This is a genomic window from Lentzea sp. NPDC004789, assembly GCF_053601075.1.
Genome location: NZ_JBSGBE010000005.1, coordinates 417,608 through 444,393 on the forward strand (window position 1 = coordinate 417,608; position 26,786 = coordinate 444,393).

Below are 26,786 nucleotides of genomic sequence, written 5' to 3' on the forward strand. Positions count from 1 at the left end.
TGAACAATGGCCCTGGTGATTCGAGAACGTGGAATATTCCACCTTCAGGGCGGTCGGGAGCCGCAACGCTAGACCTTTCCCGCAACCTGTCGCAAGACTGAACTGTCAATGGGGCGGACAATGCTGTCGCGGGCGCGGCGAAAGGGACGGTTTGGGTGGCCGAGTCGATCGAGATCTTCCCCGTCGTCGTGCTCACCAGGGCGTTCGCGGCACGGCCTTCCTCCGTGCCGGAAATACAGGACTTCATCCGCAGGTGCCTGCCGGACGGGCCGTTGCCGGACGCCGATCACCGCGAGCTGAGCAAGACGATCATGGACGTCCTGCTGGCCGCGGCCGGTCCGGGCGGCAAGATCCAGGTTTCCTGCCGGACGTATCCCGACCGGGTCGAGTTCGACGTGCTGCCGTCCGTGGTTCACCCGGATGGAGTGCACCCAAACGAGTCGGCTTCGACCAGATCAGAGTTGTCCGGTGCGGTGCCGTCCAGCTTCGCCGAGTGGATCACCGAGGCGCTGCGCAGAGAGGGCGTCACCAGGGAGGCGGCCGCGCGCCAGCTCGGTGTGTCGGTCAAGACCGTGAGCCGCTGGGCCGGCGGCGAGACCGAGCCCCGGCTGCGCGAGCTGCGGCGGGTGCAGGAGCGGTTCGGCGACATGCCGTTTCGCTGATCGTCGAATCCGGTTCACGTATTTCACGGCCGCCCGGAACAACCGGCTCTTGCGCCGCGCGGTGGTCGTGAAGTAAACCTCACGCCGCTGTGAAAAACAGTTTCCAAGGTGAAGAAGGGCTCGTGCCAAAAGCTTCGACTACAGATCGTGCCGACCGCTTCAACGAATTGTCACGAAGTCGCACGGTCCCTTTGGCTGATCTCGCCGGCGACGCCGAGGAGATCGCTCGCATCTGCCACCGGACGGCCGAGCGGTTCCGCGCGGGAGGAAAGCTCGTCGTCTTCGGCAACGGCGGCCCGAGCACCGACGCCCAGCACGTCGCGGTGGAGTTCGTCCACCCCGTGATCGTCGGCAAACGCGCCCTGCCCGCCCTCTCGCTCGCCGCCGACGTCGCCACCCTCACCGGTGTGGCCGCCCGCGCCGGCTTCGCCGAGACGTTCGCGCACTCCCTGCGCTGCCTCGGCGCGCCGGGCGACATCGCGCTGGGCCTCGCCGCGGACGGCTCGTGCCCGAACGTGGTGCGGGGCCTGGAGGTCGCGCGTGAGCTCGGCATGCTCACGATCGCGCTGTCCGGAGGGGACGGTGGGTTGGTGGCCGACCACGTGCTGGTCGTGCGCTCCTCCGATCCGCTGGTGGTCAAGGAGATCCACGTCACCGCCTATCACCTGCTGTGGGAGCTGACCCACGTGTTCCTGGAGGCGATGGCGTGAACCCCGACAAGTGCCGTGAGGACATCTGCGTGACGTGCTCCGACGTGGCCGCGCCCGGCACCGTGGTGCGCCTGCTCGACGAGGACATGGCGATCGTGTGGGCGGAGGACGGCCGCTTCCAGGAGGTCAGCGTCGCCCTGGTCACCGCCGGGGTGGGCGACGTCGTGCTGCTGCACGCCGGCGAGGCGATCGCGGTGATGTCGGAATGACCGAGGCCCTCTACCCGTTCCTGTCCAGACGTCCGTCCGATGTGGACACCCTGCTGGCACAGGTCGCGGAGTCCACGCGGGAGAAGATCAGGGACGCGATCGCGTTGCGGGAGCGGGTGTTCAGCACCGAAGGCGGCCGCCTGGCGGCCTGCGCGCAGGCGATGGCCGAGCGGTTCGCGCACGGCGGCAGGCTGCTGGCGTTCGGCAACGGCGGCAGCTCGACCGACGCCCAGGACCTCGCGAGCCTGTTCGTCGGCGCGCCGTCCCCGCTGCCCGCCATCGGCCTCACCAACGACATCGCGGTGATCACCGCGCTCTCCAACGACATCGGCTTCGACGTGGTGTTCTCCCGCCAGGTGGCGACGTTCGGCCGGGCCGGCGACATCGCGGTGGGCCTGTCGACCAGCGGCAGCTCCACCAACCTGCCACCGGCGTTCGCCGAGGCGCGGCGGCGCGGCCTGCTCACCGTCGGCTTCGCGGGCGGTGACGGCGGCAGGATGGCCGGGTCGCGCGACATCGACCACCTGTTCGTCGTGCCGTCGCCTTCGGTGCACCGGATCCAGGAGGTGCAGACGACGCTCTACCACGTGCTGTGGGAGCTGACGGTGGCTGCTGTGGGGGCGCGGTGAGGTGGGCGGCGGGGTTGGCGGAGACGGTCGGGGGTGCCGGGTTGGGCGAGCTGGGAGTGGCCGCTGTGGAGCTGGCGAGGGCGATCGCGGACGCTGTGTCGTGCGAGCCGGCGGTGGCCGCCCTGGAGGCGCGATGACCCGCACCATGGAGCTGGCCAAGGCGATCGCCGACGCCGTCCTGTACGAGGGCTACCTGCTCTACCCCTACCGCGCGTCCGCCCAGAAGAACCGGTTGCGCTGGCAGTGGGGCGTGCTGATGCCACCGGAGTTCACGCTCGGCGGGGAGCACCCGGACTCGCGGGCCGAGCTGCTCCTCGTGCCGAGTCCCGGCGCGGTGCTGCACGTGCGGTTGCGGTTCCTGCAGCTGCAGGAACGAGTCGCCGAGGTGGCCGACGGGGACGGCTTCCGGGCGGTGCCGTCGGTGACCGCGTCCGGGCGCGAGTACACGTCGTGGGACGAGGCGGTGGAGCGCGAGGTCGACGTCGTGCTGGCGGTGGGGGAGCTGCTGGGGTCCGGTGCGGAGCTGCCGTTCTCGGTGGACGGTGGCGAGGACGTCGAGGTGGTCGGTGCCGGGGCGCGGCTGGTCCGTCGGCGGTGTGCGTTGACCGGGTCTGTGACGTTGCGGACGGACTTCGTGCCGCCCGGGCTGATGCGGCTCACCGTGCACGTGCGGAACACCTCCGGCTGGGAACAGCCTCGCGCTCAGCGGAATGCGGCGCTGCGGTACGCGTTGCTGTCGGCGCACACGTTGCTTTCGGTCACGGGTGGCGAGTTCCTGTCGCTGGTCGACCCGCCGGACTGGGCTGCCGCCGCCACCGCCGGGTGCCGGAACGAGCGGACCTGGCCGGTGCTGGTGGGGGCGCCGGGGCGGGCGGACACCGTGTTGTGCGCGCCGATCATCCTGTACGACCACCCGGAGGTCGCCGCGCAGAGTCACGGGGACCTGTTCGACGGCACGGAGATCGACGAGCTGCTGACGTTGCGGACCATGACGCTGACCGAGGAGGAGAAGCGGCAGGTCCGGGCGACCGATGCGAAGGTCGCGGACCTGCTGGACCGGGTGGAGGGGTTGCCGGCGGCGTCACTGGAGGCGTTGCACGGCACCATGCGGACGGCCATCGGCAAGGGTGCCAGGGTGCGTCTGCGGCCATCTCGCAACGCCGACGCCCAGGACATGTTCCTGCACGACCGGACCGCCGTCGTCCGCGACGTGCTGTCCGATGTGGACGGCAGGACACATCTCGCGGTGACCCTGGAGGACGACGACGCCGCCGACCTGCTCGCGGAGTGCGGGCTGTACCGGTACTTCACCCCGGACGAGGTCGAACCCCTGTGACGGCGAGGGTGCTGGTGGCGGGCATCGGCAACATCTTCCTCTCCGACGACGGCTTCGGTGTCGAGGTGGTCAGGAGGCTGGCGGGCGTCGAGCTGCCGGAGTGGGTGAAGGTCGTGGACTACGGTGTGCGCGGCCTGCACCTCGCCTACGACCTCGCGGACGCGGACTACGAGCTCACCGTCCTCGTCGACGCCACCGCCCGCGGGGACGAGGCGGGCACCGTGCACGTGATCGAGCTGGACACGGCGAAGACGGAGCGGACGCCGTGCCTCGACGCCCACGGGATGCAGCCCGACGTGGTGCTGAACCTGCTGGCGTGGCTCGGCGAGGCACCGCGCCGGGTGGTGCTCGTCGGGTGCGAACCCGGGGTGCTCGACCACGGGATGGGCCTCAGCCCCGCGGTCGAGCGCGCGGTCGGCACGGCGGCGGGCGCGGTGGTCGACCTCGTCGCGAACCACGGCAGGTGACCCGTGTGCCTCGGCATTCCCGGCGAAGTCGTCGAAGTCCTGACCGGGCACCAGGACCTCGCGAAGGTGGACGTCAACGGTGTCCGCCGGACCATCAACATCGGGCTCCTGCAGGACGAGGGCGTGCGCGTGGGCGACTGGGTGCTGATCCACGTCGGGTTCGCGCTGGCGAAGATCGACGAGGAGGAGGCCCGGTCGGCCCTGGAGTTCCTGGAGACGCTGGGCAAGGCCTACCAGGACGAGCTGGACGCCCTTCGCGACTCCCACCTCGACTAGGCGGTGCAAACGTGCGGTTCGTCGACGAGTTCCGGGACGTGGCCAAGGCCAGGGCACTGGCGAAGGAGATCGCCGGCCTGTGCGAGCCCGGTCGCGAGTACAAGTTCATGGAGGTCTGCGGCGGCCACACGCACACCATCTACAAGCACGGCATCGAGGACCACCTGCCGGAGAACATCACGCTCGTGCACGGTCCGGGCTGCCCGGTCTGCGTGATCCCGATGGGACGGATCGACGACGCCATCCACATCGCGCGGCAACCGGACGTGCTGATGACGTCGTTCGGCGACATGATGCGCGTGCCCGGCAGCGGTGGGAACTTCTTCGACTCCAACGCCGAGGGCACCAACATCCGCATGGTCTACTCGCCGCTCGACGCGTTGAAGATCGCCCGGCAGCGGCCGGACGAGCGGGTCGTGTTCATGGCCATCGGGTTCGAGACCACGGCCCCGTCGACCGCGATGACCGTGCTGCGGGCGGCGAGGGAAGGCCTGGAGAACTTCAGCGTCTTCTGCAACCACGTCACGATCCTCCCTGCGATCAAGGCGATCCTGGACTCGCCGGACCAGCGGCTCGACGGGTTCCTGGGGCCCGGTCACGTGTCGACGGTGATCGGGTGCGAGCCGTACCGGTTCATCGCACGGGACTACGGCAAACCGCTGGTGGTGGCGGGGTTCGAGCCGCTGGACGTGCTGCAGTCGATCCACCGGCTCATGCTCCAGGTGCGCGACGGCCGTGCCGAGGTCGAGAACCAGTACGCCAGAGTCGTGCCGTGGCAGGGGAATCCGACCGCGCTCCGGGTGATCACCGAGGTGATGGAGCCGCGCCCGTTCTTCGAGTGGCGCGGGCTCGGGTTCATCTCGCACTCGGCCCTTCGGCTGCGCGAGGAGTACGCCCGCTTCGACGCCGAGCGGCTGTTCGACCTGCCGGGCGTGCGGGTGGCGGACCCGAAGGCGTGCCAGTGCGGCGAGGTGCTCAAAGGGGTGCTGAAACCGTGGGAGTGCAAGGTCTTCGGCACCGCCTGCACGCCGGAGACGCCGATCGGCACCTGCATGGTGTCCCCGGAGGGCGCATGCGCCGCGTACTACAACTTCGGCCGGTTCAGCAGGGAAGTGAGCGTCTGATGGGCACCTCGGAGAAGGAACAGCAGGTGCTGGACCGCATCGAACGCGCCCGCCGCCGACGTGCTCAGGTGAAGGAGAAGCGGATCACCCTCGCGCACGGGGCCGGTGGCAAGGCGACCAGGACGCTGGTCGACGCGGTCTTCCTGGAGGCGTTCCGCAACCCGCGCCTCGAACCGCTCGGCGACGCGGCCGAGCTGGAGATCGGCTGCTCGCGGCTCGCGCTGACCACGGACTCGTTCGTGGTGACGCCGTTGTTCTTCCCCGGCGGTGACATCGGCGACCTCGCCGTCAACGGCACGGTGAACGACCTGGCCGTGTCCGGGGCCCGGCCGCTCTACCTGACCGCCGGGTTCATCCTGGAGGAGGGCTTCCCGGTCGCCGACCTGGTGCGGATCACCGGCTCGATGCGGGCGGCCGCCGACGCCGCGGGCATCCAGGTCGTCACCGGGGACACCAAGGTCGTGCAACGCGGCAAGGGCGACGGCTGCTACCTCAACACCGCCGGGGTGGGCGTGATCCAGCACGACCGGGATCTCGGGATGTCCCGGGTGCGGCCGGGTGACGCGGTGCTCGTGTCCGGACCGGTCGGCGACCACGGCGTCACGATCATGCTCGCGCGCGACGATCTCGGCATCGAGGCGGAGGGCCTGGTCTCGGACACCGCGCCGTTGCACGACATCGTGAACGCGCTGCTGCAGGCCGCGCCCGGCGTGCGGATCATGCGCGACGCCACCCGCGGCGGTGTCGCGACCGTGCTGAACGAGATCGCCGGCTCGGCCGGTGTCGCCGTGGTCGTGGACGAGGACGCGGTCCCGGTGCGGCCGCAGGTGCGGGGCGCGGCGGAGCTGCTCGGCATCGACCCGCTGCACGTGGCCTGCGAGGGCCGGTTCGTCGCCGTGGTCGACCCGGCGGCGGCGGATCGGGCGCTGGAGGCGCTGCGCGGGCACCCGCTCGGCGCGCAGGCGTCGGTCATCGGGCGGATCGCCGCCGACCCGCCCGGCCTGGTGCTGCTCAAGACCGCGTTCGGCGGCACCAGGATCTGCGACGTGCTGGTCGGGGACCCGCTGCCGAGGATCTGCTGAGTGCACGAGGTGTCGATCACCCAGGAGGTCGTCGCGGCGATCACCGAACGGCTGGGGGACCGCAGGATCGCCGTGGTGCGGCTGGAGATCGGCCGGTTGTCCGGCGTGGTCGCGGACGCGGTGCGGTTCTGCTTCGACCTGGTGGCCGAGGGCACCACCGTCGAGGGCGCCCGGCTGGAGATCACCGAACCGGCCGGACGCCTCCGCTGCCGCGCCTGCGCGGGGGAGCACGAGGCCGAGTGGCTCGTCGTGCCGTGCCCCTCGTGCCGGAGCTTCGACGCGGAAGTGTTGTCCGGCAAGGACGTTCGCATCAAGTCAGTGGAGGTTGTGTCGGCATGTGCGGGACCTGCGGATGTACCACCGTGACCGTCGCGCTGGAGCAGCGCGTGCTGGCCCGCAACGACGACCTGGCCGCGGTCAGCCGCGCGTGGCTGGCGGAACGGGACGTCGTGGCGGTGAACCTGATGAGCTCACCGGGCTCGGGCAAGACGACCCTGCTGGAACGCACGATCGCGGACCTGGCCGGTGATCCCGTGGTGTCGGTGGTCGAGGGCGACCAGGAGACGTCGTGCGACGCCGACCGGATCCGCGCGGCCGGGTGCCGGGTGGTCCAGCTGAACACCGGCACCGGGTGCCACCTCGACGCGGGCGTGGTGGCGGCCGCGTTGCGGGACCTGGCACCGCCCGCGCGTTCGGTGGTGTTCGTCGAGAACGTCGGCAACCTGGTCTGCCCGGCGTTGTTCGACCTGGGCGAGCGGCACCGCGTGGTGCTCGCCTCGGTCACCGAGGGCGAGGACAAGCCGCTGAAGTACCCGCACATGTTCTCCGCCGCGGACGTCGTCGTGCTGACCAAGACCGACCTGTTGCCGCACCTGGACTTCGAGGTGGACGCGTTCGTCCGCAACCTCGGCCGGGTGAACCCGCACGCCACCCTGCTGAGGCTTTCGGCCACCCGAGGCACTGGGGTCGACGAGTGGACGGCACTGGTGCGCGACTGGGCGGGCTAACCGAACGCGAGCCGCGCGCTCTCCGCGTTCCGCAGCTCATCGGCCGTCCCGAACGGCATGGCCAGCTCGATCGTGCACCCGGACGCGTCGGAGGTGACGTCGAGCCACTCGCAGATCTGGTTGGTGAGCCACAGGCCGTCACCGGGCTCCCGCGCCAGGCCCGGCGGCCGGTAGCCGACGAACGCCGGCACGTGGCCGAGCGGCTGGTCGCTGTGCAGCGTGCAGACCACCCGCCCGGCCGCCCGGCGCACCCACACCGCCGCCCGGCCGACGCCCTGGGCCATCAGGTACGAGATCGCCTCACCCGCGGCGATGCCGAACATGCCCACCGCGTCCTCGTTGCGCCACAACAACGCCGAGGCCGCCCTGAGCACGTACCTGCGGACCGCGACCAGGTCGCCCTCGAAGCGGTGGAGCTCGTCCGCGGGGCCGGGACGTGCTTCCGCGTGCGACCGCGCGAAGTCCTCCGGCCGCACGAACTCGCGGGACGGTTCGGCCCGGTGCCCCACCACGCACTCGGGATGGGTGCGGCGGGCGTCGTCCACGACGTCCGCGCTCGCGGTCCTCTCGTCGTACGGGCAGATCATCCAGATGCCGGTGTCGGCCAGCACGACGTTGAGCGCAGCCTCCATCCGCTGCCAGGCGGACACCTCGCGCTCCGACCGGCCGGTCCACTCCGGCTCGGCGAGGACCCGCACCGGTTCGGCCCGCCGGTGCCGGGTCCAGTACCGGTGCAGCGCGGTGGCCCGCTGGGGTGGGCGCACGCCGAAGTGCTCCGGCTCGGCGTACTCCACCGCGGCGTCCGGTCCCAGCTCGTCCCGCAGGAGCTCCCGGTGCGCCGCGGTCGTGGCGACCAGCACGGGTTCGTCGCGGTGCAGTCCGTCGAGCACGAACGGCACGGCCATCGCGAGGAACTCCGCGTCACTGCCGTAGATGCAGCCCTGATGCAGGAAACGCGGCTGCGCGGAGCGGCTCAGCGGGATCACCCTCCAGAATTCGGTCGGACGTGCCGGAACTCGGAGCCTAACGTTCTTGCAACGGTGAGGTAACTCCCATTTGTGGCCGGGCCGGCCGTACCTCTGACCTGCGTGGACGGACAATTGTGGAGCACCGGACACTTGTGTCCCGCAATTTCCGTGCGGCGTGGAAATGCGCCGGTGAGGAAATGCCGGACGGCTTCGAATTCAGGCGCCGGCACCGCCGTCGACCGGCACGATCGCGCCGGTCACCATCGACGCTCGGTCGCTGAGCAACCACGCCGCCACCTCCGCGACCTCACGTGGCTCGGCCATGCGTCCGACCGGGGACGCCGCGTTGATGTGCTCGACGATGCCGGGGGTGGCGGCTTCCCAGTCGTCGATCATCTTCGTGGCGGTGCCGCCGGGCGTGATGCCGTTGACCCGGATGCCCTCGCGGGCCCAGGTGACGGCCGCGGTCTCGGTGATGCTGTTGAGGGCGCGCTTCATGGCACCGTAGGCGGGCAGTGCCGGGTTCGCGCGGCGGCTGCCGATGCTGGAGGTGTTGACGATCGCCCCGCCGCCGTGCCGGCGCATGAGCGCGGCCTCGGCGGTCATCGCGGTCCAGTGGGCGCGGAAGTTCACCTCGAACTGCCGGTCGATGTCGGCGTCGCTGGTGGTGTCGAGCGGGCCGGGCTCCTGGATGACCGCGCCGTTGTTGAAGGCGCCGTCGAGCCGTCCGTGCAGCTCGCCGACGCGGTCCACGGCGGCGCGGACGCTCGCGCGGTCGGCCAGGTCCAGGGCGACGGCGTCGGCGACACCGCCCTTGTCGCGGATGTCCGCGACGACGTGGCCGAGGGCCTCGGTGCCGCGGGAGGCGAGGACGACGGCGGCCCCTTCGGCGGCGAAGAGCCTGGCCGCGGCCGCGCCGATGCCTCGGCTGGCACCGGTGACGAACACGACCTTGCCGGTCAGCAGGCCGATGGGGCTGGTGTTGTTGGTCATGGCCCCAGCTTCGGCCCGGTTCGCGGATCGGATTCAGGTACAGGCGGTACCAGGATCCGCGGTCCCGCCGCGGGCACACTCGGGGTATGAACAAGCAGGAGCTCGGCGCGTTCCTCCGCAGTCGTCGCGAACGACTCCGGCCGGAGGACGTCGGCCTCCCGTCCGGACCGCGCCGCCGCACACCGGGGCTGCGCCGGGAGGAGGCCGCGGTCCTCGCGCACATCTCCACGGAGTACTACGTGCGGCTGGAGCAGGGCAGGGCACCGCGCCCCTCGGGGGAGGTGCTCGCCGGGATCGCGGGCGCGTTGCGGCTCACCGAGGCCGAGACCGACCACCTGCACGTCCTCGCCGGCACCGCGCCCACCCGCGTCCGGCTGCACCGCCGCGACGTCCGCCCGAGCATCCTCGCGCTGCTCGAACGTTTGCCGCAGACCGCGGCCATCGTCATCTCCGCCGCGTTCGAGGTGCTGGCGTGGAACGACCTCGCGGCGGCGTTGCTGGAGGACTTCGGGCGGCTCACGCCGAAGGACCGCAACCTCGCGCGCAAGGCGTTCCTCGGGTCGGAGAGCGCGCCGCCGTACGGGATCTCCGACGCGGCCGAGTTCCGGCACCACGTCGTCCGGCAGCTGCGCGCCACCCTGGCGCGGTACCCGGCCGATCCCGAGGTGAGCGGCCTCGTGGACGAGCTCCGCGCCGGGAGTCCGCACTTCGCCCGGCTGTGGGAGCGGCACGACGTGCAGGTCGCGCCGATGCTCACCAAGACGTTCCGCCACCCGGCGGTCGGGAACGTCACCGTCACCTGCGACACGCTGATGATCGACGATCGCGACCAGCACCTCGTGCTCTACAGCGCGCCGCCGGGCTCTTCCGACGCGGAGGCCTTGGCACTGCTCAACGTGCTCGGCACGGCCGCGCTCGACGCCTGACGTGTCCGTGCGGCGATCTCCACGTCCTCACGCGCCTCGACGACCAGGACCTGCTCGATCCGGAGGAACTCCAAGCCGCTGACGGTGTCCGCTCTGAGCGCGGCGTCGTGCTCGCCCACACCGCCGGTGAACACGAGCAGGTCGATCCCGCCGAGCGAGGCGGCCATGGCGGCGATGCCCTGGCGCAGCCGGTGCACGTACACCCGCAGCGCGAGAGCGGCGCGTTCCTCGCCCTGCTCGGCTGCCCGGCGCACGTCCCGCAGGTCGCCGCCCACGCCCGACAGCCCGGCGAGCCCCGAGTGGTGTTCCAGGCCGTCCTCCAGTTCGTCGAGCCCGAGCCCGGCGCGTTGCAGCCACACCAGCAGGCCGGGGTCGACGTCACCGCTGCGGGTGGCCATCACCAGGCCCGCCAGCGGGGTGAAGCCCATCGTGGTGTCGACCGACCGTCCATTCGCGACGGCCGCGAGCGAGGCGCCGGAACCGAGGTGGCAGCTCACCACGCGGGCACCGGGACGGCCGGCCAGCTCGCAGGCGCGGCGGGAGGCGTAGGCGTGGGAGAGGCCGTGGAACCCGTACCTGCGCAGGTCCCACTTCCGCCGCCACGCCTCGGGCACGGCGTAGGTCGTGGCGGCCGGCGGCATCGTGATGTGGAACGCGGTGTCGAAGCAGGCGACCTGGGGCACGCCCGGCAGCAGCTCCCGGGCCGCGGCGATGCCCGCGAGCGCACGGGGCTGGTGCAGCGGGGCCAGCGCGGTGAGGGCGTCGATGCGCCCGACCACCTCGTCGTCGAGCACGGTGGCGCCGGTGAAGGCGGATCCGCCGTGCACGACCCGGTGCCCGGCCGCGTGGACCTCCGGCGCGGTGGCGATGAAGTCCTTCAGCGGCTGGACTTCTCCCGACCAGCGTTCCACGTGCCGCTCGGCGAGGACGGTGTCGTCCTCGCCGAGCACGCGCAGCTTCAGGCTGGAGGAGCCCGCGTTCACCACGAGCACGTTCCCGGAGAGCGTCACTGCCAGGTCCAGTCGCGGACCTCGGGCAGGTCCTCGCCGTGCTCGCGGATCCACGCGTGGTGGCGAGCCCGCTGGTCCTGCATGAGCTGCCGCAGCCGGGCCGCCTTCTGGCCCAGGCCGGGTACGCGGTCGACGACGTCGATCACCAGCCGGTAGCGGTCCATGTCGTTGAGCACGAGCATGTCGAACGGCGTGGTGGTCGTGCCTTCCTCCTTGTAGCCGCGGACGTGCAGGTTGCGGTGGTTGGCGCGGCGGTAGGTCAGGCGGTGGATCAGCCACGGGTAGCCGTGGTAGGCGAAGATCACCGGCTTGTCGGTGGTGAACAGCGCGTCGAACTCGCGGTCCGGCATGCCGTGCGGGTGCTCGGTGTCGGGCTGCAGCCGCATCAGGTCGACGACGTTGACCACCCGCACCCGCAGCGACGGCAGGTGTTCGCGCAGCAGGCCGGTCGCGGCGAGCACCTCGACGGTCGGCGCGTCGCCCGCGCAGGCCAGCACGACGTCGGGGTCGTCCTCGTCGTTGCTCGCCCACTCCCAGATGCCCGCGCCACGCGCACAATGCAGGGCGGCCTCGTCGGCGGAGAGCCAGTCCGGGGTCTCGTTCTTGCCCGCCACGACGACGTTGACGTAGTCCCTGCTGCGCAGGCAGTGGTCCGCCACCGACAGCAGCGTGTTCGTGTCCGGCGGCAGGTAGACGCGGACGACCTCGGCCTTCTTGTTCATCACGTGGTCGATGAAGCCGGGGTCCTGGTGCGAGAACCCGTTGTGGTCCTGCCGCCACACGTGCGAGCTGAGCAGGTAGTTCAGCGACGGGACCGGCCGGCGCCACTCCAGCCGCCTGCTGGTCTTGAGCCACTTGGCGTGCTGGTTGAACATCGAGTCGACGATGTGGATGAACGCCTCGTAGCAGTTGAACAGCCCGTGCCTGCCGGTGAGCAGGTAGCCCTCCAGCATGCCCTGGCACAGGTGCTCGGACAGCACCTCGACGACCCGGCCGTCGGCCTGGAGGTGCTCGTCGACCGGCAACGTCTCGGCCTGCCACTGCTTTGCGGTCACCTCGTACACCGCGTCGAGCCGGTTCGAGGCGGTCTCGTCCGGTCCGAAGATCCGGAAGTCGCGTGCGCCGGCGTTGAGGCTCACGACGTCGCGCAGCATCCGGCCGAGCACTCTGGTCGGTTCTGAGTGCGTGGTGCCGTGCTTGACGACCTCGGCGGCGTGCTCGCGAATGTCCGGCATCTTCAGCTCCCGCACCAGCAGTCCGCCGTTGGCGTGCGGTGTCGCGCCCATCCGGCGGGTGCCGTCCGGGACGAGCGCGGAGAGTTCCGGACGGGGTGCGCCGTCGGCGTCGAAGAGCTCGTCCGGCCGGTAGCTGCGCAGCCAGGACTCCAGCAGCCGCAGGTGCTCCGGGTTGTCCCGCACGCCGGCCAGCGGGACCTGGTGGGCGCGCCAGGTGTTCTCGACCGGTACTCCATCCACTTCGGACGGACCGGTCCAGCCCTTCGGGCTGCGCAGCACGATCATCGGCCACCGCGGCCGGTCCCGGGTGTCCTTGATCCGGTGGATCTCGTCCACGACCTGGTCGAGCACTTCGGCCATGCGCGCGTGCATCACCTTCGGTTCGTCGCCCTCGACGTAGAAGGGGGCGTAGCCGTAGCCGCGCAGCAACGCGTCCAGCTCGTCGTGCGGGATCCGCGACAGCAGGCTCGGGTTGGCGATCTTGTAGCCGTTGAGGTGCAGGATCGGCAGCACCGCGCCGTCGGTGCGCGGGTTGAGGAACTTGCCGGCGTGCCAGCTGGTCGCGAGCGGTCCGGTCTCCGCCTCGCCGTCACCGACCACGCAGGCCACGATCAGGCCGGGGTTGTCGAACGCCGCGCCGAACGCGTGCGCCAGCGAGTAGCCCAGCTCGCCGCCCTCGTGGATCGATCCCGGCACCTCGGGCGCCACGTGGCTGGGCACGCCGCCGGGGAAGGAGAACTGCCGGAACAGCCGGCGCATGCCGCCGGCGTCGCGCGGCACGTCCGGGTAGGTCTCGCTGTAGGTGCCCTCCAGCCACGTGTTGGCCAGCAGCGCGGGTCCGCCGTGACCGGGTCCGGTCACGAACAGCACGTCGAGGTCGCGCTCCCGGATGACCCGGTTGAGGTGCGCGTAGACGAAGTTGAGGCCCGGTGTGGTGCCCCAGTGGCCGAGCAGCCTCGGCTTGATGTGCGCCGGCGTGAGCGGTTCGGTCAGCAGCGGGTTGTCCATCAGGTAGATCTGGCCCGCCGACAGGTAGTTGGCGGCCCGCCAGTACGCGTCGACCAGCTCCAGGTCGGTGGTCAAGGGTTTCCTCCTCGTCGGTGCCGGCCTTCTCCTGAGGCCGGTCGGCGTCAGCAGGGCGCGTGCTCGCCGGACTCGATCAGCAGCTCGGCGACGGAACGGCGTGGTGTGGGCGGAACCGGGGTGCTGAACCCCAGGCGCAGCACGGTCTGCGGCACGAGCAGGCCGCCGAGCGCGCGCCGCAGGTCCTCGCGGACGCGGCGCACCTCGACCGGCTGGGACAGGAACGACGCGGACAGGCCGTGCGTGGTCGCCGTGAGCAGGACGCGCTGCATCGCCTGGCCCGCCTGCAGATCGCCGAGCGGGCCGTCGTAGAACGAGCAGAGGACCACGACGAGCGGGTCGGACTCGTAGTCCTTGCCCGGCCGGCGTTCCGGGCCCTGGAAGTCGCGGAACACCCACTCGTCCTGCATCGCCGGCCGCACGCCCGCGGACGCGGGAGGCACGCCGTCGGTCGCGCCTGGACGGTGGCCGGTGAACGCCGCGAGCTCGGCCTGCACGCCCTCGTCGCCGAGCTGGATCTCGTGCGCCTGCTGCACGAACTTCTTGAGCCGGGCCCGGTCCTCGCGCGTGGTGACGACGTGCAGCCACGAACGTTCCAGCTCGGCCGCCCGGACCAGCGCGTGCCGCTGCCGGGGGTCGACGGTCGCTTCGAGGAACGGCCTGCGGTTGGTGCGCCGGTGCGGCACGGCCCGCAGCAGCGCGCGGTGCTCGTCGTCGATCTTGAGCGTGCCGCCGCGGCGCACCACCGCGAGCGCGCCGGGCGCGTCGTGCCCGGGCAGCACCGTGACCAGCGGCCGCACGCCGAGGTCCTGCAGCGCGAGGCGCAGGTTGTAGAGCGCGGCACCGCAGGACAGCCGCAGCTCGCGGTCCTCGGGGTCGGTCGCGGCGAGCTTGCGGGACGGGTCCGGGTGCAGCTCGATCCGGTCCTGGCGGACGCGGAACCGCCACGGCTGCGTGTTGTGGACGGAGGGCGCGAGTGACGCGGTCGTGAGCGCCCGTTCGATCTGGTCGGGCGTCAGCCCCAGCGCCGCCATCACCTGAGCCATGTCCTTCACCTCGTCGTGTCACCTGGTCGAACGTGTTGTCCCATCACTGTTCGCGCCACGACCGGGTGGTCCCAGCGTCGAAGGTCCCGACCTGGCCGGGACCGCTTGGCGCCGCACGGCACTCGTGAAAGGCTTGATCGGTGGCCGGACCTGACGAGACACCTTCGCGGAGCCTGCTGGGCGGGCTGCGGCTCGACGAGCTGCTCGACGAGATGCGCGAGCGGCTGGCCGAGATCGGGTCGACCAGGGACAAGATGCAGAGCCTGCTCGACGCGGTGCTCGCCGTCGGCGCCGGTCTGGAGCTGGACTCCACCCTGCAACGCATCGTGCAGGCGGCCGTGGAGCTGGTGGGAGCCCGCTACGGCGCGCTGGGTGTGCTCGGCTCGCGGCACAACCTCTCGCAGTTCGTCTACGTCGGCATCGATCCCGAGACCCGCGCGCACATGGGGCATCTGCCCGAGGGCAAGGGCCTGCTCGGGCTGCTCATCAGGGAGCCGAGGGCGATCCGGCTGCACGACCTGAGCGAGCACGCCGCGTCGGTCGGCTTCCCGCCGAACCACCCGCCGATGCACAGCTTCCTCGGCGTGCCCGTGCGGGTGCGCGACGAGGTGTTCGGCAACCTCTACATGACGGAGAAGACCGACGGCGGCGACTTCACCCCGGACGACGAGGTCGTGCTGGCGGCGCTGGCCGCCGCGGCCGGCGTGGCGGTGGAGAACGCGAGGCTGTTCGAACGGTCGCGGATGCGCGAGCGGTGGCTGGAGGCGACCGCCGAGATCAACGCCCAGCTCCTCGCCGGTGCGACGGCGCAGGACGCGCTGCAGCTCATCGCCCAGCGGGCCGTCGAGCTCGCGTCGGCGTCCTGGGCGGTGGTGCTGCTGCGCGAGCGCGAAGGGCTGCGCAGGGCGGCGTGGGCGGGCGGCGACGCGACTCCCGAGCACTTCGCCGTGGACGAGCCGCTCCTCGCGCAGGTGCTGGAGACGGGCGCGCCCGCGTTGCTGGAGGACGTGGACGGAAGCCTCGGCGACCTGTCCGGTGCCGCGGTGGTGCTGCCACTGCGCGCCGGCACGGCGGTGACGGGCGTGCTGCTCGCGGTGCGGGAGAAGGACGCCGCACCGTTCGGCGCGGACCTGATGCCGTTGCTGGCCTCGTTCGCCGACCAGGCCGTGGTCGCGATCGAGTTCGCGGAGAACCAGCAGGCCAGGCGCATGGTCGACGTGCTGGAGGACCGCGACCGGATCGCCCGCGACCTGCACGACCACGTGATCCAGCGGCTCTTCGCCACCGGGATGAGCCTGCAGGGCGCGCTGACGTGGGTGAACCACCCGGAGGCCCGCAGAAGGGTGACGAAGGCGGTCAACCAGCTCGACCAGACCGTGCTGGAGATCCGCACGTCGATCTTCGACCTGCAGGCCGACTCCGGTGACACGGGCCTGCGGCGCAGACTGCTCGACATCGTCGCGGAGATCACCGAGAACGCCGAGGTGAGCCCGGCGATCCGGATGTCGGGCACCATCGACAGCCTCGTGCCCGACCACATCGGCGAGCACGCCGAGGCCGTGGTGCGCGAGACCGTCACCAACGCGCTGCGCCACGCCCGCGCGACCGAGCTGACGCTCACCGTCGAGGCGGGGGACGCGTTGATCATCTCGATGGTCGACAACGGACTGGGCATGCCGCCCGAGGTCGCCCGCAGCGGGTTGCGCAACCTGGAGCAGCGGGCGGCGTCGTTGCACGGCGCGCTGACGGTCGCGGACGAGCCCGGTGGCGGCACGCGGGTCACGTGGCGGGTGCCGCTGGGCTAGGGTCAGCCGGTCTCGTTGTCGTGGGCCGGCTTGCGCAGCTGTGAGGACAGCACGGCGGCCTGGGTGCGGCGTTCGAGGCCGAGCTTGGCGAGCAGGTGGGAGACGTAGTTCTTCACGGTCTTCTCGGCGAGGAACATCTTCTCCGCGATCTGGCGGTTGGTCAGGCCGTCGCCGATGTACTCGAACACGGTCCGCTCCTGCTCGGTCAGCGCGCGGACCGGGTCGCCCTGCTCGCGTTCCCGGCGGATCCGGTTGAGCAGCGCGGCGGTGGAGCGCGCGTCCAAAAGGGACTGTCCGGCCGCGACGGTCTTCACCGCGGTCGTGAGGTCCGTGCCGAGGATGCGCTTGAGCACGAAACCGGACGCGCCGGCCATGATCGCGTCGAACAGCGCCTCGTCGTCGGTGAACGACGTGAGCATCAGCACCTGCAGCTCGGGCAGCCGCGACCGCAGTTCGCGGCACAGCTCGATGCCGTTGCCGTCAGGCAGTCGCACGTCGAGCACGGCCACGTCCGGGTTGGTCGCCGGGACCATCGTGAGCGCCTCGGTCACCGAGGACGCCTCGCCGACGACCTCCAGGTCGGGGGAGGCGCTGAGCAGTTCCCTGATCCCGACCCGGACGACCTCGTGGTCGTCCACCAGGAAGACTCGCGACACCACTGCCAACCACCTCTTCTCCGACGTTGCGAGATCACGATCTCCCAACCGGACCTCGCGCACACAGGGTCCTAAGTCCCTGTCGCCGGGATTCCAGGGTCCTCCGCGGCCGCGGCAGGTCCGCTCTGTCCGCGCGGCCGGTCGCGGCGAATCGTCGGAGGATGCGATGGAACCCAGCAGAGGCCGCCGAGATCATCGACGCCGCAGGTCAGGCACCCGTGTACAGCGCGGACCGCCCGTGGGTGCTGGAGCTGCACGGCCGCTCGGCGTACCTCTTCGCGGCGGGACACCGTTCGGCGCACGACCCGCTCGGCTTCGACCGGCTGCTCTCGTGCGGCGCCGCACTCGAACACGTCGTGCTCGCCGTCCGGCAGGCCGGGTGGCACCCGCGCGTCGTGTTCCCGACCGACCCGGCGAGCCCAAGCCTGCTCGCCGTCGTGCGCGCGGACCGCCGCCAGCCACCGGACCCGCTGGACCTGGACCTGCACCGGGCGATCAGGCTCGCCGAGGCGTCCGGTGCCGGCGCCGCCTACGAACTCCGCCGTGCCGACCACTGGGCAGGCACGGAACTGCGCGCCCTCGCCGACCACGAGCTCGTCGTCCTCACCACCGGCGACCGCCGTCCCGACCACGTGCGGGGCGGCGCGGCACTGCAGGCCGCCGTGCTGGCCGGGCGCAGCGCCGGGGTGGCGGTCCGGCCGGTCGTGCACGTCGTGCACCGGCCCGAGTGGCGGGCGGGCCTGATCGAACGGCACGGCCTGGCCGGGTTCCCGCAGGCCCTGGCGATCGTGGGCGCTGCGGCCGCACGCGTGGAAGGGGCTCTGCCGCGCGTGTGCGGGACGTCCTGACCGGCCCGGTGGCCGCCCGTGCGGAGGGGGTTTGCCGCGCGTGGGTGCGGCGTCTTGACCGACTCGGCGGCCGCACGCGTGGAAGGGGCTCTGCCGCGCGTGCGCGCGACGTCTTGACCGGCCCGGCGGAAGCACACGCGGAAGGAGCCCTGCCACGTCATGACCGGCCTGGTGGCGGCACGCGCGGAAGAGGCCCTGCCGCGCGTGCGCGCGACGTCACGACCAGTCCGGCGGAACCACCACGACCGGGCATGCCGCATGACGCAGGCACTTCGCGGTCACGCCGTGCGCCAGGAACTCCCGCACGGCCCCGCGCCCGCGCGAGCCGATCACCAGCAGCTCGGCGTGCTTCGAAGCATCGGTCAGGTGGTCGGCCGCGTCACCCACGACCACGCACTCGGCGACGTCCGGCGCGCCCGGCGTCGCGGCCCGCGCCTGCTCCAGGGCGTGGTGCAGCTCGCGCGCCGGGTGCCGGTGCGGCATCTCGCCGTACGGGTTGAGCCCCATCGGCACGGCCGGCACGATCGCCGGTTCCCGGTGGTGGGCGAGCACCGCCTCCACCCGAGCGCCCCGGTGCGCCGCTTCCTCCATCGCCCACCGCAGCGCCGCGCGCGACTCCGGCGAACCGTCGACGCCGACCAGGATCACAGGTGTCCTCATGATTGCTCCCATCACTCACCACGAGCGTGACCGCGCGGGCGGACGTGCTGGCAGGGACCAACGTCACGAGCCGGGCGAGCCCATCCGCACTGCTGACGCGTCCGCGCGTGGCGAACCCTCGTTCGCACAGATCGGATGGAGGGCGCCATGAAGGCGAAGGCGGGCGACTGGCTGGTTGATCCCGGCGGACGGCGTGGGCTGATAACGGGCATCAGACACGAGGACGGCGGTCCGCCGTACGTGGTGCGATGGCTCGACACCGAGCACGAGGCACTGGTGTTCCCCGGCCCGGACGTGCACCTCGTCACGGCCGAGGACGAAGCGGCACGGCTGCGCGCGAGCTGACCCGGTGGACACCGCTGTCGCACTCGGCCACCTCGCGACGGCGCTCGCGATCGGTCTGCTGCTGGGCGTGGAACGGGAGCACGACAACGCCGCCGGTCCCGCGGGCTCGCGGACGTTCCCGCTGATCGCCCTCGCGGGTGCGGTGAGCGCGGCGGTGTCGCCGGTCGCGCTGGGCGTCGCGTTCGCGGCGGTGGGCGCGCTCGTGATCGCCTGGTACCTGCGCACCGAAGAACCCGGCGGCACCACCGAGATCGCCGCCATCGCGACGTTCCTGCTGGGCGCGTTCGCGTGGCACCGGCCGGAGCTCGCGGTTCCGGTCGGGGTCGCGGCGGCCGTGCTCCTGGCCGCCAAACGGCCGCTGCACCGGTTCGCCCGCAAGGTGGTGAGCGACCAGGACGTGCGTGACGCGATGGTCCTGTTCGTGGTGGCGTTCGTCGTGCTGCCGTTGCTGCCCAACCGGCCGCTCGGCCCGTACGGGGTGCTCAACCCTGCGCGCGTGTGGTGGCTCGTCATCGCGGTGACGGTGATCGGCTGGGCCGGATACGTTGCGGCACGGGCGTTCGGGGAGCGCTGGGGGCTGCTGGTCACCGGGTTCGCCGGCGGGTTCGTGTCCGGATCGGCGACGACCGCCGTGATGGCGCGCAAGTACCGGACCGTTGGCGCGGCGGCGTTTCCCGGTGCGGTGGCGGTGAACCTCGCCACGCTGGTGCAGATCGTCGCCGTGACGGCGATCGCGAGTCCATCGGTCGCGCTGAGGCTGCTGCCCGCGGCCGGCGCGGGCGCGGCCGTCCTGCTGGTGGAGGTGGCGTGGCTGGTGTGGCGCACCGAGGCGGTCGAGGCGGAACCCGCCACGAGCAGACCGATGTCGCTCAAGGCGGCGTTGTCGCTGGCCGCGATCCTGGTGCTGTTCCTAGTCGTCACCCGCGCCGCGGCGGACTGGCTGGGTGGCGGGGGCGTGGTCGCGGCCGGCGCGCTGGGCGGGCTGGCCGACGCCCACGCGGCCGCGATCGCCGCCGCTTCCCTTGCGCCGCAGGCGATTTCCGTGCACACGGCGGTGCTCGCGTGTGGAGCGGCGTTGGCGACGAACACCGTCGTGAAGCTCGTCCTCGCGACGGTGGCGGGCGGACCCCGGTTCGCGCTGAAGCTCGCGGGCCGGCTGGCGCCCGCGGTCGTGGCGGTGGCGGTGGGCATGGCCTGGTAGCAGCGGGGACGAAGGTCCCGAGGGGTGCGGGACCGCGGCCACTCACCCCGCCCGCCGCGGGCCGGAAGGCTGAAGTGCATGAGCGAGAAGGAATCCCGGCCCGTCGTGGTCGGCGTGGACGGATCACCCGCCGCGCGGGCGGCACTGCGATGGGCCGTGGAGGACGCGCGGCGGCGCGGGTGCCGGGTCGACGCGGTCTCGGCGTGGCACCCGGACTACGGCGTGATGATCGGTCCGCTGCCGGCCGAGGTCATGATGTCGATGCCGCCGCAGGAGCTGGAAGCCGTGGCGCGCAAGGCACTCGACGCGGCGGTCGAGGGCTTCGACGGCGTGGACATCCGTCCCGTCCTGGTCGAGGGCGACCCGAGGGACGTGCTCGTCGAGGCGTCGCAGGAGGCCGAGTTGCTCGTGGTCGGCAACCGCGGCCACGGCACGATCGTGGGAGCGATCCTCGGCTCGGTCAGCTCCTACTGCGTGCACCACGCCTCCTGCCCGGTGGTCGTGGTCCGATGAACGCCGTCGCGCTGCTCACCGACGGGTCCGCGGTCACCGTGCGCGAACTGGGCCCCGAGGACGTCCCCGCACTGCTGGACCTGCACCGGTCGCTGCCGGTCGAGGACCGCTACCTGAGGTTCTTCAGCACCTCACCGCGGCAGCTGGAGGACTTCGTCGGACGCATGGTGTCGCCGGACGCGCCGGAGCACGTGGTGCTGGGCGCGTTCCGCGGCGACCGGTTGCTCGGCGCGGCCAGCTACGTGATCGTGCGCGACACCGACTTCGCCGAGGTGGCGCTCGTCGTGTCGCACGCCGAGCAGACCCACGGCCTCGGCACGCTGCTGCTGGAACACCTCGCCTCCCTGGCGCGCGGCAGGGGAGTGCGGAGGTTCACCGCCGAGGTGCTCACGATCAACGGCCGCATGCTGCGCGTGTTCACCGACATGGGCTTCGTGACCGGCATCGTGCCCGACGGCGAGGTCATGTACGTCGAGCTGCTGCTGGAGCCCGGCGACCGCTACCTCGACGCGGTCAGCCGGCGCGAGTCGATCGCCGACGTCGCGAGCCTGACCCACGTGCTGCGACCGGGCTCGATCGCGGTGGTGGGCGCGGGCCGGTCGCCGAGCTCGGTGGGCCACGCGGTGCTGCGGAACCTGGCGGAGGGCGGCTTCACCGGTGACCTGTACGCGGTGAACCCGCACGCGAAGTCGGTGGCCGGCGTCGACTGCTGCGCGTCGGTCGAGGAGCTGCCAGAGGCGCCGGAGCTCGCTGTGCTGTGCGTGCCGGCGAAGGCGGTCCCCGCGGTCGCCGAAGCGTGCGGACGCCGAGGCGTGCGCGCCCTGGTCGTGATCTCGTCCGGCGTGGAGCCCACCGCGCTGCGCAACGCCGTTCGCGCGCACGGCATGCGCCTCGTCGGCCCCAACTGTCTTGGCGTGTCGACGAGTTCGCCCGACGTGCGGATGAACGCCACCTTCTCCGCGCACGCCGCGCTGGCGGGCGACATCGGCCTGGTCACCCAGTCCGGCGGCGTCGCGATCGCCGTGCAGGAGGAGCTGCGGCGGCTGGGCCTCGGCCTGTCGACCCTGGTCTCCACCGGCGACAAGCTCGACATCAGCGGCAACGACCTGCTGATGTGGTGGAGCCAGGATCCCGGCACCCGGTTCGCGGTGCTGTACCTGGAGTCCTTCGGCAACCCGCGCAAGTTCGCCCGGCTGGCCCGCCAGGTGGCCCGGCACAAGCCCGTCCTCGCGATCCGGTCGGCCACCAGCGAGGCGGGTCAGCGGGCCGCGGCCTCGCACACCGCCTCGACCGCGACGCCGTCGGTCGTCCGGGACGCGTTGTTCCGCCAGGCCGGCGTGATCGCGGTGAACAGCGTGCCGGAGCTGACGGACGTGCTGATGGCGTTGAGCGGGCAGCCGTTGCCGCGGGGCAGGTCGGTCGCCGTGCTGAGCAACGCGGGCGGGCTCGGCGTGCTGGCGGCGGACGCGTGCGTCCGCGAGGGCCTGCGCATGGCGGAGCTGTCCGCCGACACCGTGCGTGCGTTGAGCACACTGCTGCCGGCCACGGCCAGCAGCGGCAACCCCGTGGACACGACCGCCGTGGTGGACGAGCAGGACTTCGGCCGCTGCCTCGACGTCATCGCCGCGGACCCGGCCGTCGACGCCGTGATCACCATGACCGTGCCGACCGCGCTCGGCGACCCGACCGGCGGCGTGCACCCGTTCCCGGACAAGCCGGTCCTCGCGGTCCGCACCGGACAGACCGAACGGCTCGGCGGAGCGATTCCCTGCTACGCCGAACCGGCACGGGCCGCCGCGGCGCTCGCCCGGCTCGTGGAGCGCGCGGAGTGGCTGGCCCGGCCGTCGGAGTTCCCGCAGCTGACCGGGATCGACCTCGACGCGGCACGGCGCGTCGTCGCGCGACGGGCAGAGGGCTGGCTCACCCCGGACGAGACGGTGTTGTTGCTCAAGGCCTTCGGGCTGCCGGTGCTCGGCGGAACGCTGGTCACGACCGAGGAGCACGCGGTCGCCGCCCAGCGCGCCTACGACGTGCCGGTCGCCCTCAAAGCCGTGGCCGACGACCTGCCGCACAAGAGCAAGGGCGGTGGCGTCGAGCTCGGCCTCGGTGACGCCGGTGCGGTGGCGGAGGCGTTCCGCGCGTTCCAGGACCGCTTCGGCGACCGGCTGCGCGGGGTGTTCGTGCAGCCGATGGCGGCTCGCGGCCGGGAGCTGCTGGTGGGCATCGCGACCGACGAGAGGTTCGGGCCGCTCGTGGTCACCGGCCTCGGCGGCGTCGACACCGACGTGATCGACGACCGGGCGGCCGCGCTCGCCCCACTGTCCACATCGGACGCCGATGACCTGGTGCACGGCTTCCGCGCCGCCGGACGGGTGCTCGCCGAGGCGGACGCCGTGGCGGTGCGCGACGTCCTGCTGCGCGTGGCGGAGCTCGCGAGAGCGCTGCCCGAGATCGTCGAGCTCGACATCAACCCGCTCGTGGTGACCGGAACCGGATGCCTGGTCGTCGACGCCCGCGTGCGGATCGCACCGGCGCACGAGACCGACCCGTTCCTGCGCCGACTGAGGACCAGCTGACAAGGAGAGAGCGATGAACAAGGCAGATCCGATCGTGGTGGGTGTCGACGGGACACCGGCGTCCGACCGCGCGCTGGCGTGGGCCCTGGACGAGGCGATCGTGCGCGGGTGCCCGGTGCACGTGGTCAACGCCTGGCAGTACGAGGCACTGGTGGACTGGGCGGAGACGTCGGCGCAGCGCGAGATCGCCGCGTCGGAGCAGCTGGTCGAGGACGCGCTGCAGCGGGCCGCGCGGGGCCGGGCCGAGCTGCCGGAGATCGAGCGGCGCAGCCTGCGCGGTGACGCCGCCGCGGTGCTGGAGGCCGCGTCGGAGGGTGCCGCGATGCTGGTCGTCGCCTCGCACACCGACCACCGCATCCGGCAGGTGGTGCTCGGCTCGACCAGCATGCACGTCGTCCGGCACGCGCACGCCCCGATCGTCGTGATCCCGGTGACCGACCGCGAGCCGGCGGAGGCGTCGTCGTGAAGACCCGTGAACTGCTGACCCGGCCGCTGGTGACCGTGGGGCCGCGCGACTTCGCCCGGCACGCCGAGGGGCTGATGGACGACTTCGGGTGGACGATGCTGCCCGTCGTCGACGAGGGCGTCTTCCTCGGCGTGGTCACCAAGACGGCCTGCCGGCGCGGTGCGGACGAGCTGCCCAAGGTCGAGCGGGTGATGACGCAACCGGTGCTCACGGTCGGACCGGAGTTCGACGTGGCGTCCCTGCTCGACGCGATGACCCGCTACGAGGTGATCTGCGTGCCGGTGCTGGACGACCGCCAGGTGATCGGCGTGGTCACGCGGCTCGACGTGCTGCGGGCCGTCAGCCACGACGACCCGCACCTGCGGGTGGGTCATGCCGCTGAGCACGGCTGACCGCGAGGACGTCGCCCACCACGGGCTGCCGGTGGCGGAGGTGGTGCTGATCGCGGAGACCGATCAGCACACCGGCCTGTCCACCGCGCAGTGGCGGCGTCGTCTGGCCGAGCTCGGCCCGAACGAGCTGCCTGTCCGGCGCGGACCGGGCTGGGTGGTGCGGCTGCTCGGCCAGCTGCACCACCCGTTGATCTACGTCCTGCTCGCGGCCGCGACCGTCACGGCGGTGCTCGGCGAGGTCGTCGACGCCTCCGTGGTGTTCGGCGTCGTCGTGATCAACGCCGTCATCGGGTTCGTCCAGGAGGCCCGCGCCGAACGGGCGCTGGACGCGCTGGTGTCCATGGTGCGCACCGAGGTCACCGTGGTGCGCGACGGTGTGGCGGCACGGGTGCCGTCGGCAGGGCTCGTGCCGGGCGACGTCGTGCTGCTGGAGGCGGGCGACCAGGTCGGCGCCGATCTGCGGCTCGTCGCCGCCGGCGAGCTGCGCGTCGACGAGTCCGCGCTGACCGGCGAGTCCGTGCCGGTGGCCAAGGACCCGGTGTCGCTGCCGTCCGACACGTCGCTCGCCGACCGCGCGAACATGGCCTACTCCGGGACGTTGGTGACCGCGGGAGGCGGCCGCGGCGTCGTGGTCGCCACCGGCTCGGACACCGAGATCGGGCGCGTGCACCGGCTGGTGAGCACCACCGAGGCGGTGCAGACCCCGTTGACCCGCAAGCTCGCCCGCTTCAGCCAGGTGCTGACGGTGGTGATCCTCGGGCTCGCGGTGTTCAGCGTGGTCGTGGGCGTGCTGCGCGGCGAACCGCTGGTCGAGATGGTCACCGCGGCGGTCGCGCTGGCGGTCGGCGCGATCCCCGAGGGCCTTCCGGCGGCGGTCACGGTGACGCTCGCGATCGGCGTCGCGCGCATGGCGCGCCGCAACGCGATCATCCGCCGCCTGCCCGCCGTGGAGACGCTGGGCAGCACCACGGTGATCTGCACCGACAAGACCGGCACGCTCACCGCGAACGCCATGACCGTCACCGCGGTCGTGGCCGGCGGCGTGCGCCATGAGGTGTCCGGAATCGGTTACGCGCCAACCGGAACCTTCACGCCTTCGATCGGTCCGGCGGCGCGTGAATGTCTGCTCGCGGGACTGGCGTGCAACGACGCGCGGATCGTCCGGCACGGCGAACGCTGGCTGCCGGTCGGTGACCCCACCGAGGCCGCGCTGGTCGTGGCCGCCCGCAAGGCCGGGCTGGACGAGGTGCCGGAACGGGTGGACGTGCTGCCGTTCAGCTCGGAACGCCGGTTCATGGCCACCCTGCACGCCGACGGCGTCGTTTACGTGAAGGGCGCGGTCGAACGGGTTCTGGGCCTGTGCGGGCTCGGCCACAGCCAGGAAGCCGAGGATCTCGCGGCCACCGGCCTGCGCGTGCTGGCGCTCGGCCGGGCCTCCGGCGTCGAGCTGACCGAGGAGGCGTTGCGCGGCGAGGTGGAACTGCTGGGCTTCGTCGGGATGCACGACCCGGCGCGCCCGGAGGCGGTCGAGGCCGTGCGGGCGTGCCAGGCCGCGGGCATCGAGGTCAAGATGATCACCGGCGACCACCCGGCCACCGCGCGCACGATCGCCGCGGAGTTCGGCATCGCCGACGTGCACGCCCGCGTCGCGCCCGAGGAGAAACTCCGGCTCGTCAAAGCGATTCAGGCCGACGGCCAGGTCGTCGCCATGACCGGTGACGGCGTGAACGACGCTCCGGCGTTGCGGCGCGCGGACATCGGTGTGGCGATGGGCCGCGGCGGCACCGAGGTCGCCAAGCAGGCGGCGGACATGGTGCTGACCGACGACAACTTCGCCTCGATCCGCGCCGCCGTGGAGGAAGGCCGCGCGGTCTTCGACAACCTGCGCAAGTTCATCATCTGGACGCTGCCCACCAACATGGCCGAGGGCCTGGTGATCCTCACCGCGATCCTGCTCGGCGCGGCGCTGCCGATCCTGCCGGTGCAGATCCTGTGGATCAACATGACCACCGCGGTCGCCCTGGGCCTCACGCTGGCGTTCGAGCCGCGCGAGCCGGACGTGATGAAGCGCCCGCCGCTGCCGCCGTCCCTGCCGCTGCTGACCCGGCGGCTGGTGGGGCGGATCGTGTTCGTGTCGGCGATCCTGCTGGCCTGCTCGTTCGGCGCGTTCCGCTGGCAGCTCGCGGCAGGCGCGTCGCTGGAGGTCGCGCGCACGGTCGCGGTCAACGTGTTCGTCGGCGCGCAGATCGCCTACCTGGTCAACTGCCGGTCGCTGGAGAACCTGAGGCCGCACGTCGGACTCGGCCGCAACCGGTGGCTGCTGGCCGGCGTCGCGCTCACCGCGGGCCTGCAGCTCCTGCTGACGTACGCGCCGTTCATGAACGCGCTGTTCCACACCGCGCCGCTGCCGTGGCAACCGTGGGTGGTCGTCCTGGTGCTGAGCGCGTTGGCGTACGTCCTGGTGGAGCTGGAGAAGTGGCGGCAACGCCACACGAACTGACCACCGGCTCATGCGGTAGGCGACGAAGGTCCCTGGAGGTTCCGCACACCCGCGGGTAACT

At 72.0% G+C, this 26,786-nt stretch carries 28 protein-coding genes; 21 read left to right on the forward strand and 7 right to left on the reverse strand.

Annotation, left to right across the window (positions count from 1 at the left end; translation table 11 throughout):
* The first annotated feature begins 155 nt into the window (after nucleotides 1-155).
* The 11 genes from ACWEIJ_RS14860 to hypB all read left to right on the forward strand — a co-directional run bounded on the left by ACWEIJ_RS14860 (nucleotide 156) and on the right by hypB (nucleotide 7,502).
* Nucleotides 156-662 (forward strand): helix-turn-helix domain-containing protein, encoded by a 507-nt coding sequence (locus ACWEIJ_RS14860; RefSeq protein ID WP_449837696.1) that lies wholly within the window; start codon nucleotides 156-158, stop codon nucleotides 660-662.
* Between the two features lie 191 nt (nucleotides 663-853).
* Complete coding sequence (locus ACWEIJ_RS14865) at nucleotides 854-1,372, forward strand: D-sedoheptulose-7-phosphate isomerase (RefSeq protein WP_449837697.1); 519 nt, start codon at nucleotides 854-856, stop codon at nucleotides 1,370-1,372.
* A complete protein-coding gene (locus ACWEIJ_RS14870; protein WP_449837698.1) occupies nucleotides 1,369-1,581 on the forward strand; it encodes a HypC/HybG/HupF family hydrogenase formation chaperone in 213 nt (70 codons plus the stop codon). Before ACWEIJ_RS14865 ends, ACWEIJ_RS14870 begins: the two co-directional genes overlap by 4 nt.
* Complete coding sequence (locus ACWEIJ_RS14875) at nucleotides 1,578-2,210, forward strand: D-sedoheptulose-7-phosphate isomerase (protein ID WP_449837699.1); 633 nt, start codon at nucleotides 1,578-1,580, stop codon at nucleotides 2,208-2,210. The genes ACWEIJ_RS14870 and ACWEIJ_RS14875 overlap by 4 nt, the downstream gene beginning before the upstream one ends.
* 133 nt (nucleotides 2,211-2,343) lie before the next feature.
* Nucleotides 2,344-3,546, forward strand: coding sequence for a hypothetical protein (locus ACWEIJ_RS14880; RefSeq protein ID WP_449837700.1), 1,203 nt, complete (start codon nucleotides 2,344-2,346; stop codon nucleotides 3,544-3,546).
* Nucleotides 3,543-4,013 carry a hydrogenase maturation protease gene (locus ACWEIJ_RS14885; RefSeq protein ID WP_449837701.1) on the forward strand — a complete coding sequence of 157 codons (471 nt, stop codon included), beginning with the start codon at nucleotides 3,543-3,545 and terminating at the stop codon, nucleotides 4,011-4,013. The genes ACWEIJ_RS14880 and ACWEIJ_RS14885 overlap by 4 nt, the downstream gene beginning before the upstream one ends.
* A gap of 3 nt (nucleotides 4,014-4,016) precedes the next feature.
* Complete coding sequence (locus ACWEIJ_RS14890) at nucleotides 4,017-4,289, forward strand: HypC/HybG/HupF family hydrogenase formation chaperone (protein WP_449837702.1); 273 nt, start codon at nucleotides 4,017-4,019, stop codon at nucleotides 4,287-4,289.
* An 11-nt stretch (nucleotides 4,290-4,300) separates the two neighbouring features.
* Nucleotides 4,301-5,413 (forward strand): hydrogenase formation protein HypD, encoded by a 1,113-nt coding sequence (gene hypD / locus ACWEIJ_RS14895; protein ID WP_449837703.1) that lies wholly within the window; start codon nucleotides 4,301-4,303, stop codon nucleotides 5,411-5,413.
* The gene (gene hypE, locus ACWEIJ_RS14900; protein ID WP_449837704.1) at nucleotides 5,413-6,495 is read left to right on the forward strand and encodes a hydrogenase expression/formation protein HypE; all 1,083 of its coding nucleotides are present in this window, start codon (nucleotides 5,413-5,415) and stop codon (nucleotides 6,493-6,495) included. Before hypD ends, hypE begins: the two co-directional genes overlap by 1 nt.
* Complete coding sequence (locus tag ACWEIJ_RS14905; protein WP_449837705.1) at nucleotides 6,496-6,861, forward strand: hydrogenase maturation nickel metallochaperone HypA/HybF; 366 nt, start codon at nucleotides 6,496-6,498, stop codon at nucleotides 6,859-6,861. It begins immediately after the preceding gene.
* Nucleotides 6,831-7,502 (forward strand): hydrogenase nickel incorporation protein HypB, encoded by a 672-nt coding sequence (gene hypB, locus ACWEIJ_RS14910; protein ID WP_449837706.1) that lies wholly within the window; start codon nucleotides 6,831-6,833, stop codon nucleotides 7,500-7,502. Before ACWEIJ_RS14905 ends, hypB begins: the two co-directional genes overlap by 31 nt.
* On the opposite strand, the gene ACWEIJ_RS14915 is transcribed toward hypB, so the two are convergent.
* Both ACWEIJ_RS14915 and ACWEIJ_RS14920 read right to left on the reverse strand, forming a co-directional pair.
* Nucleotides 7,499-8,488: an anti-sigma factor RsbA family regulatory protein gene (locus tag ACWEIJ_RS14915; RefSeq protein WP_449837707.1), complete on the reverse strand. Its 990-nt coding sequence runs from the start codon at nucleotides 8,486-8,488 to the stop codon at nucleotides 7,499-7,501. The genes hypB and ACWEIJ_RS14915 overlap by 4 nt on opposite strands.
* A 198-nt stretch (nucleotides 8,489-8,686) precedes the next feature.
* The gene (locus ACWEIJ_RS14920; RefSeq protein ID WP_449837708.1) at nucleotides 8,687-9,463 is read right to left on the reverse strand and encodes an SDR family NAD(P)-dependent oxidoreductase; all 777 of its coding nucleotides are present in this window, start codon (nucleotides 9,461-9,463) and stop codon (nucleotides 8,687-8,689) included.
* 86 nt (nucleotides 9,464-9,549) lie between these two features.
* Between ACWEIJ_RS14920 and ACWEIJ_RS14925 the strand changes: the two genes are divergently transcribed.
* A complete protein-coding gene (locus ACWEIJ_RS14925; protein ID WP_449837709.1) occupies nucleotides 9,550-10,389 on the forward strand; it encodes a helix-turn-helix transcriptional regulator in 840 nt (279 codons plus the stop codon).
* Here ACWEIJ_RS14925 and ACWEIJ_RS14930 read toward each other — a convergent pair.
* From ACWEIJ_RS14930 to ACWEIJ_RS14940, 3 genes are read right to left on the reverse strand one after another with little or no spacing between them, the layout of a single operon-like run.
* Nucleotides 10,308-11,399: an acetate/propionate family kinase gene (locus tag ACWEIJ_RS14930; protein ID WP_449837710.1), complete on the reverse strand. Its 1,092-nt coding sequence runs from the start codon at nucleotides 11,397-11,399 to the stop codon at nucleotides 10,308-10,310. The two genes, ACWEIJ_RS14925 and ACWEIJ_RS14930, sit on opposite strands and share 82 nt — an antisense overlap.
* The gene (locus tag ACWEIJ_RS14935) at nucleotides 11,396-13,717 is read right to left on the reverse strand and encodes a phosphoketolase family protein (RefSeq protein WP_449837711.1); all 2,322 of its coding nucleotides are present in this window, start codon (nucleotides 13,715-13,717) and stop codon (nucleotides 11,396-11,398) included. Before ACWEIJ_RS14935 ends, ACWEIJ_RS14930 begins: the two co-directional genes overlap by 4 nt.
* 47 nt (nucleotides 13,718-13,764) lie before the next feature.
* Nucleotides 13,765-14,763 carry an Acg family FMN-binding oxidoreductase gene (locus ACWEIJ_RS14940; RefSeq protein WP_449837712.1) on the reverse strand — a complete coding sequence of 333 codons (999 nt, stop codon included), beginning with the start codon at nucleotides 14,761-14,763 and terminating at the stop codon, nucleotides 13,765-13,767.
* 140 nt (nucleotides 14,764-14,903) lie between these two features.
* Between ACWEIJ_RS14940 and ACWEIJ_RS14945 the strand changes: the two genes are divergently transcribed.
* On the forward strand, nucleotides 14,904-16,568 hold the full coding sequence (locus ACWEIJ_RS14945; protein WP_449837713.1) for a GAF domain-containing protein: 1,665 nt from the start codon (nucleotides 14,904-14,906) through the stop codon (nucleotides 16,566-16,568).
* A gap of 2 nt (nucleotides 16,569-16,570) precedes the next feature.
* Here the strand turns inward: ACWEIJ_RS14945 and ACWEIJ_RS14950 are convergent, their stop codons facing one another.
* A complete protein-coding gene (locus tag ACWEIJ_RS14950; protein ID WP_449837714.1) occupies nucleotides 16,571-17,227 on the reverse strand; it encodes a response regulator in 657 nt (218 codons plus the stop codon).
* Between the two features lie 158 nt (nucleotides 17,228-17,385).
* Between ACWEIJ_RS14950 and ACWEIJ_RS14955 the strand changes: the two genes are divergently transcribed.
* Entirely contained in the window at nucleotides 17,386-18,072 is a 687-nt protein-coding gene (locus ACWEIJ_RS14955; RefSeq protein WP_449837715.1) for a hypothetical protein, read from the forward strand.
* 216 nt (nucleotides 18,073-18,288) lie between these two features.
* On the opposite strand, the gene ACWEIJ_RS14960 is transcribed toward ACWEIJ_RS14955, so the two are convergent.
* A complete protein-coding gene (locus ACWEIJ_RS14960; protein ID WP_449837716.1) occupies nucleotides 18,289-18,732 on the reverse strand; it encodes a universal stress protein in 444 nt (147 codons plus the stop codon).
* A 147-nt stretch (nucleotides 18,733-18,879) separates the two neighbouring features.
* On the opposite strand from ACWEIJ_RS14960, the gene ACWEIJ_RS14965 reads away from it, so the two are divergent.
* The 7 genes from ACWEIJ_RS14965 to ACWEIJ_RS14995 all read left to right on the forward strand — a co-directional run bounded on the left by ACWEIJ_RS14965 (nucleotide 18,880) and on the right by ACWEIJ_RS14995 (nucleotide 26,725).
* Nucleotides 18,880-19,077 (forward strand): DUF1918 domain-containing protein, encoded by a 198-nt coding sequence (locus ACWEIJ_RS14965; RefSeq protein ID WP_449837717.1) that lies wholly within the window; start codon nucleotides 18,880-18,882, stop codon nucleotides 19,075-19,077.
* Nucleotides 19,078-19,081: 4 nt separating this feature from the next.
* Nucleotides 19,082-20,278: an MgtC/SapB family protein gene (locus tag ACWEIJ_RS14970; RefSeq protein ID WP_449837718.1), complete on the forward strand. Its 1,197-nt coding sequence runs from the start codon at nucleotides 19,082-19,084 to the stop codon at nucleotides 20,276-20,278.
* A gap of 78 nt (nucleotides 20,279-20,356) precedes the next feature.
* On the forward strand, nucleotides 20,357-20,791 hold the full coding sequence (locus tag ACWEIJ_RS14975) for a universal stress protein (RefSeq protein WP_449837719.1): 435 nt from the start codon (nucleotides 20,357-20,359) through the stop codon (nucleotides 20,789-20,791).
* Entirely contained in the window at nucleotides 20,788-23,367 is a 2,580-nt protein-coding gene (locus tag ACWEIJ_RS14980) for a bifunctional acetate--CoA ligase family protein/GNAT family N-acetyltransferase (protein WP_449837720.1), read from the forward strand. The genes ACWEIJ_RS14975 and ACWEIJ_RS14980 overlap by 4 nt, the downstream gene beginning before the upstream one ends.
* Nucleotides 23,368-23,380: 13 nt before the next feature.
* Nucleotides 23,381-23,833: a universal stress protein gene (locus tag ACWEIJ_RS14985; RefSeq protein ID WP_449837721.1), complete on the forward strand. Its 453-nt coding sequence runs from the start codon at nucleotides 23,381-23,383 to the stop codon at nucleotides 23,831-23,833.
* Nucleotides 23,830-24,225, forward strand: a complete 396-nt coding sequence (locus ACWEIJ_RS14990) for a CBS domain-containing protein (protein ID WP_449837722.1) — start codon at nucleotides 23,830-23,832, stop codon at nucleotides 24,223-24,225. Before ACWEIJ_RS14985 ends, ACWEIJ_RS14990 begins: the two co-directional genes overlap by 4 nt.
* Nucleotides 24,206-26,725: a cation-translocating P-type ATPase gene (locus ACWEIJ_RS14995; RefSeq protein WP_449837723.1), complete on the forward strand. Its 2,520-nt coding sequence runs from the start codon at nucleotides 24,206-24,208 to the stop codon at nucleotides 26,723-26,725. The genes ACWEIJ_RS14990 and ACWEIJ_RS14995 overlap by 20 nt, the downstream gene beginning before the upstream one ends.
* Nucleotides 26,726-26,786: the final 61 nt, after the last annotated feature.